The organism is Methylobacterium aquaticum (assembly GCF_001043915.1).
GTDB classification, from domain to species: domain Bacteria; phylum Pseudomonadota; class Alphaproteobacteria; order Rhizobiales; family Beijerinckiaceae; genus Methylobacterium; species Methylobacterium aquaticum.
Window position 1 is genome coordinate 1 of the sequence record NZ_LABX01000371.1, and the last position, 4,610, is coordinate 4,610.

Consider the following 4,610-nt stretch of genomic DNA (forward strand, 5'->3'; position numbering starts at 1 on the left):
AATTCTTGTCTTCCCGCGTCGCGCCAGCCGGCGCCCCAGCGCGGTGGCCCGACGCGGGAAGACAAGAATTTCCTGGAGCGGCTGTTCGGGGTCGAGTAGCCCGAGCCAGATGGCAACGTCACCGGTGCCGTTCCGGGCTCCGCTGCGCGGCGCCGGAATGTCCAGGAGGGTGTCGCGACAGGCGAACAGGTTTCGCGCGCGGTGGGACCACCAGCGATCGTCCGATCCGGGGACCCGCGCCGTATCCTCCGCTCCGCGCCATCAATGCGAAAAAGCCGGCCTCCTTCGAGGCCGGCCGTCGGTTCTGCGGTAGATCTTGCCGAGCCGCTCCGCGTCAGCGCCGCCTGACCTCACCGGACGCCTCCGACATCAGCCTGCCGAGGCCGCGCTGGTCGAGGCGGGCGGGCTTGATCTCACCAGGTTTGCCCTCGGCCTTGCGCGGCGCGATGGTGCCGGTGGTGGCCGGATCGGGAATGGCGGCGAGCGCCGGGCTCGGCGCCCGGTCCTTCTCGCGCAGGGCGACCCAGTTCGCGGCCGTGGTCAGCGCGGCGATCGCGATGATGACTTTGATTCCGCCGGTGAGAAGGCGCCACATGGCTGGTCGGGACCCACGATCTCGTCGGGCCGTCGAACCGGCCCGGTCCGGCAGTCTTGATCCACAATGCTTAACGCGCCGCTTGCCGCGGCCCGGACCCGGCCGTCCCACAACGGGAGCCCGTGATCCGAACGAGCACGCGGCGGAGACGCGCGGTGCCGGGACGCTCCGGGAATTTTGGTGGGCCATGCGCCAGGGTCGCGGTTCCTGTTCCCCGAACCCGTGACGCTCCTGCGACTGCTCGGCCCACTGAGCCTCACAGGAATGGGTTGCAGAGAACTGGTCCGCCCCACCCCGTCATCGCCGGCCTCTTTGCCGCACAGCCCGGATGGGTTCCGGAAGCCTCCGGGCGCGCCGGCATCGAGGAGGGTCCGTGTAAGCCAGACCGGGCCGGCGCGGCAACCGGAATACGGCGCGGGTGCTTGCGTCTAAACGCGCCGGCCGGGGAAGCTTGACCGGCTCATGAAAACACCCGGCGGGCGCGAGGCCCGCCGGGTCGAATCAGGCGACGGGCCTCAACGCCGTGTCAGCGCAGCGAGCCGCAGAAGCGCTGGATGCGGTGGCACGCCTCTTCCAGAAGCTGGTTCGAGGTCGCGTAGGAGATGCGCAGGTTGGGACCCAAGCCGAAGGCCGAGCCATGCACCGCGGCGACGCCTTCGGCCATCAGGAGCTCGGTGACGAAGTCCTCGTCGGTCTCGATCACCTTGCCCGACTCGGTGCGCTTGCCGATCAGCTCGGCGCAGGACGGGTAGACGTAGAACGCCCCCTCCGGCGTCGGGCAGCGCAGGCCGTTGGTCTGGTTCAGCATCGACACGACGAGGTCGCGCCGGGTCTGGAACGCGGCCCGGAACTCGGCCAGGTGGTCCTGCGGCCCGTCGAGAGCGGCCACCGCCGCCCATTGCGAGATCGTCGCCGCACCCGAGGTCTGCTGGCCCTGGACGAAGTCCATCGCCTTGATGAGGTGCTCGGGGCCGGCGGCGTAGCCGATGCGCCAGCCGGTCATGGCGTAGGATTTCGAGACGCCGTTCATGGTCAGCGTCCGGTCGTAGAGCGCCGGCTCGACCTGGGCCGGGGTCACGAAGGTGAAGTCGCCGTAGACGAGGTGCTCGTACATGTCGTCGGTGAGCACCCAGACATGGGGATGGCGCACCAGCACGTCGGTCAGCGCCTTCATTTCGGCGTGGCTGTAGGCGGCACCGGACGGGTTCGAGGGCGAGTTGAGGATCACCCACTTGGTCTTGCTGGTGATGGCGCGCTCCAGCTCCTCGGGCTGGAGCTTGAAGTTCGTCGCCATCGTGGTGTCGGCGAAGACCGGGGTGCCGCCGCACAGGCCGACCATCTCCGGGTAGGACACCCAGTAGGGCCGCGGGATCACCACCTCGTCGCCCGGGTTCAGGGTGGCGAGCAGGGCGTTGTAGATCACCTGCTTGCCGCCGGTGCCGACGATGGTCTGGCTCGGCTTGTAATCGAGCCCGTTCTCGCGCTTGAACTTCTTGGCGATGGCCTCGCGCAGCGGAACGATGCCGGAGACCGGCGGATACTTGGTCTCGCCGCGGGCGATCGCCTCGATCGCCGCCTGCTTGATGTGCGGGGGCGTGTCGAAATCCGGCTCGCCGACCGACAGGCTGATGACATCGCGCCCCTGGGCTTTCAGGTCCCGCGCCTTCTGGGTCATCACGATGGTGGCGGAGGGTTTCACGCGCGAGAGGGCGTCGGCCAGAAAGCCCATGATGATCGACTCCAGTACCCTTGGGAGAATGCATCCCGGCAAAGCCCGGTCGGGCAGGGTCATGGCCGTCCGGGTCTTCGAGCGGCCGGGACCCTAGTCGCGCACGCCACGGCGAGCAAGCGGCGCGATGCCCGGAGACGAGGCACCCATGCGCGGCAGGAACGGTCGTTCACGAACGTCATGGACAACAATCGAACCGGCGTGACACCGTGCGGTGCGCCCGGCATGACGGCCCGAGACGCGAGGCCAGGGCGGGATCGGTGGCGATGGGCGAGGCGGACAGTCCGGCGAGGGTGAGCCGGGAGATCGGGCTGGCCATCGACCATGCCGCCTGCGACCCCGCCGCCTGGGATGCGGTGATGGCGGAGATCGGCCGCCTCGTGCCGGGGGTCTGGCCGGTGCTCCAGATGGTCGACGCCGCCGGGAGCGGCCTGCCGCTGGCCCAGTGGGGTTGGGACCCGGCCCACATCGAGTCCTACGAGGCGCATTACGGCGCGGTGAACCCGTGGCTTCCGCTGGTCCTGTCCACGCCCACGATGGTGTCGATCCATTCCGAGGAGCGGATGCCGGCCGAGTCCCTGCGCCACACCGAGTTCCATGCCGGCTGGCTGCGGCCCCTCGGCGCCATGACGGCGTCGAGCGGGATCAAGCTCATCGATGCCGATGGCCGCCTGGCGATGCTGAACCTCCAGCACGAGCGCGCCCGGGCGGAGCGCGAGCACGGCCGGCTCGCGGCGATCATGGAGGGGATTGGCCCGCGGATGCGCCGCGCGATCGAGACCAACCGGGCCTGCTTTCCGCCGAGCGCCGCCCGCGTTCCCGGGGAGACGCTGCTCGACCGGGTGGCCGACCCCGCCTTCGTGGTGACCCGCGACCTGCGCCTCGTCGAGGCGAGCCGGGCCGGCCATGCGCTGATCGCCGGGGGCGAGGTGCTGCGGGTCGGTGCCCTCGACCGGGTGCAGATCCGCGATCCGGGTCTCGCCGGGGCCGTGGCCCGGGAGGTCGCCCTCGCCTGCGGCGGCGATCCGGCGGACGGCGCCCCGGACATCGCCTCGGAACTGGCCCCCGGCCCCGTGCGAATCGGGGAGGCGCTCTGGCGGGTCACGGCGATCGGCCTGCGCCAGGACCTGCGCGGCGTCCTCGGGATGGCGCGGCTGCTGACGCCGGACCATCTCGCCCTGGTGGTGCTGCGCCGGACCGTCTCCGACGGAGCCCGGGCGCGCCACCACCTCGCCGCCCTCGGCCTGTCCCCGGCGGAGATCCGGCTCGCCCTCCTGATGGACGGAACGCGCTCCCTGGTCGAGGCCGCCGGGAGCCTCGGCATCCGCCACGAGACCGCCCGCTCGCAGTTGCGCCAGGTCTTTTCCAAGCTCGGCGTGTCCCGGCAATCCGAACTGGCGGTGTTCATCCTCCGGCTCAGGCAGCGCGCCTGAGCCGGGGCGGGCCTCGTCAGCCCGGGATCACGTCCACGATCTCGTAGGTATCGGGATCGATGATGACGATGTCGTCCCCGACCAGCACGTAGCGGAAGCCGCGATAGGCCGGCACCAGGGTGAGGATCGCCGGCGGCAGGGCGTGCAGGGTGATCGAGCGCGGCACCGCCACGCCGGCACGGAGGGCGAAGTTGACCCCCGTCACAGGCCGCACGCCGGAGCGCACGATGGTCTGGCGGAACTCGGTGCGCCGGGTGGTGTCGAGGCGCGAGACCGCACCCCGGGCCTCGGACTGGCCGCCGCCACGCTCGCCGCGTTCGGCCCCCCGGTCACCCCGCTCGGCGCCGCGCTCGCCCCGTTCCGCGCCGCGTTCGCCGCGTTCCGCCCCGCGTTCGCCGCGCCCGCCCGTCTCGGCGCCGCGCTCGCCCGGCTCGGCCCCGCGTCCACCGGCACCCGGCTGAGTGCCCTCGCCCCCGGGCCGGCCGCCGGAAGCCCCCGGCTGCGGCCCTGCGCCGCCCGCCGCTCCAGCGCCGCCCGGCTGGGCCGTGCCGCCGCCGCCGCGGGGAGCACCGGGCGCACCGCCGGCGCCCCCAGCGCCCATTCCCGCTCCACCGCCGCCGCCCATGCCCGCACCGCCCCCGGCGCCGCCGGCTCCTGCACCACCGCCCCCGGCACCGCCGGCTCCTGCACCACCGCCCCCGGCACCGCCTGCGCCGCCTTGCGCGAAGGCCGTGGCCGCACCGAGCACCAGCACGGCCGCCGTCATCGTTCCGCGGAGCGCCTTGCCGCCAATCAGCTTGCTCATGTGATCCCTCTCCCGACACCACACCCGCGCGGCCGAGGGCGTGGGTTG

Annotated in this window: 4 protein-coding genes; 1 reads left to right on the plus strand and 3 read right to left on the minus strand. The window is 72.1% G+C overall.

Annotated features, from left to right (window positions below; all coding sequences use genetic code 11):
* Positions 1 to 334 precede the first annotated feature (334 nt).
* Together VP06_RS32200 and VP06_RS32205 are read right to left on the minus strand one after the other, a co-directional pair.
* The gene (locus tag VP06_RS32200; RefSeq protein WP_048467903.1) at positions 335 to 595 is read right to left on the minus strand and encodes a hypothetical protein; all 261 of its coding nucleotides are present in this window, start codon (positions 593 to 595) and stop codon (positions 335 to 337) included.
* Positions 596 to 1,121: 526 nt separating this feature from the next.
* Positions 1,122 to 2,324 (minus strand): pyridoxal phosphate-dependent aminotransferase, encoded by a 1,203-nt coding sequence (locus tag VP06_RS32205; RefSeq protein WP_048467904.1) that lies wholly within the window; start codon positions 2,322 to 2,324, stop codon positions 1,122 to 1,124.
* 266 nt (positions 2,325 to 2,590) lie between these two features.
* Here VP06_RS32205 and VP06_RS32210 point away from each other — a divergent pair, with 266 nt between their 5' ends.
* Positions 2,591 to 3,757 (plus strand): helix-turn-helix transcriptional regulator, encoded by a 1,167-nt coding sequence (locus VP06_RS32210; protein WP_048467905.1) that lies wholly within the window; start codon positions 2,591 to 2,593, stop codon positions 3,755 to 3,757.
* A gap of 16 nt (positions 3,758 to 3,773) precedes the next feature.
* Here VP06_RS32210 and VP06_RS32215 read toward each other — a convergent pair whose 3' ends face one another.
* Positions 3,774 to 4,562, minus strand: a complete 789-nt coding sequence (locus VP06_RS32215; RefSeq protein ID WP_048467906.1) for a DUF1236 domain-containing protein — start codon at positions 4,560 to 4,562, stop codon at positions 3,774 to 3,776.
* Positions 4,563 to 4,610 lie beyond the last annotated feature (48 nt).

What these genes read in the sequence shown, in the direction of transcription:
- VP06_RS32210 (WP_048467905.1), top strand. Translation starts at nt 2,591, where the DNA reads ATGGGCGAGGCGGACAGTCCGGCGAGGGTGAGCCGGGAGATCGGGCTG.
- VP06_RS32215 (WP_048467906.1), bottom strand. Translation starts at nt 4,562, where the DNA reads ATGAGCAAGCTGATTGGCGGCAAGGCGCTCCGCGGAACGATGACGGCG.
- VP06_RS32200 (WP_048467903.1), bottom strand. Translation starts at nt 595, where the DNA reads ATGTGGCGCCTTCTCACCGGCGGAATCAAAGTCATCATCGCGATCGCC.
- VP06_RS32205 (WP_048467904.1), bottom strand. Translation starts at nt 2,324, where the DNA reads ATGGGCTTTCTGGCCGACGCCCTCTCGCGCGTGAAACCCTCCGCCACC.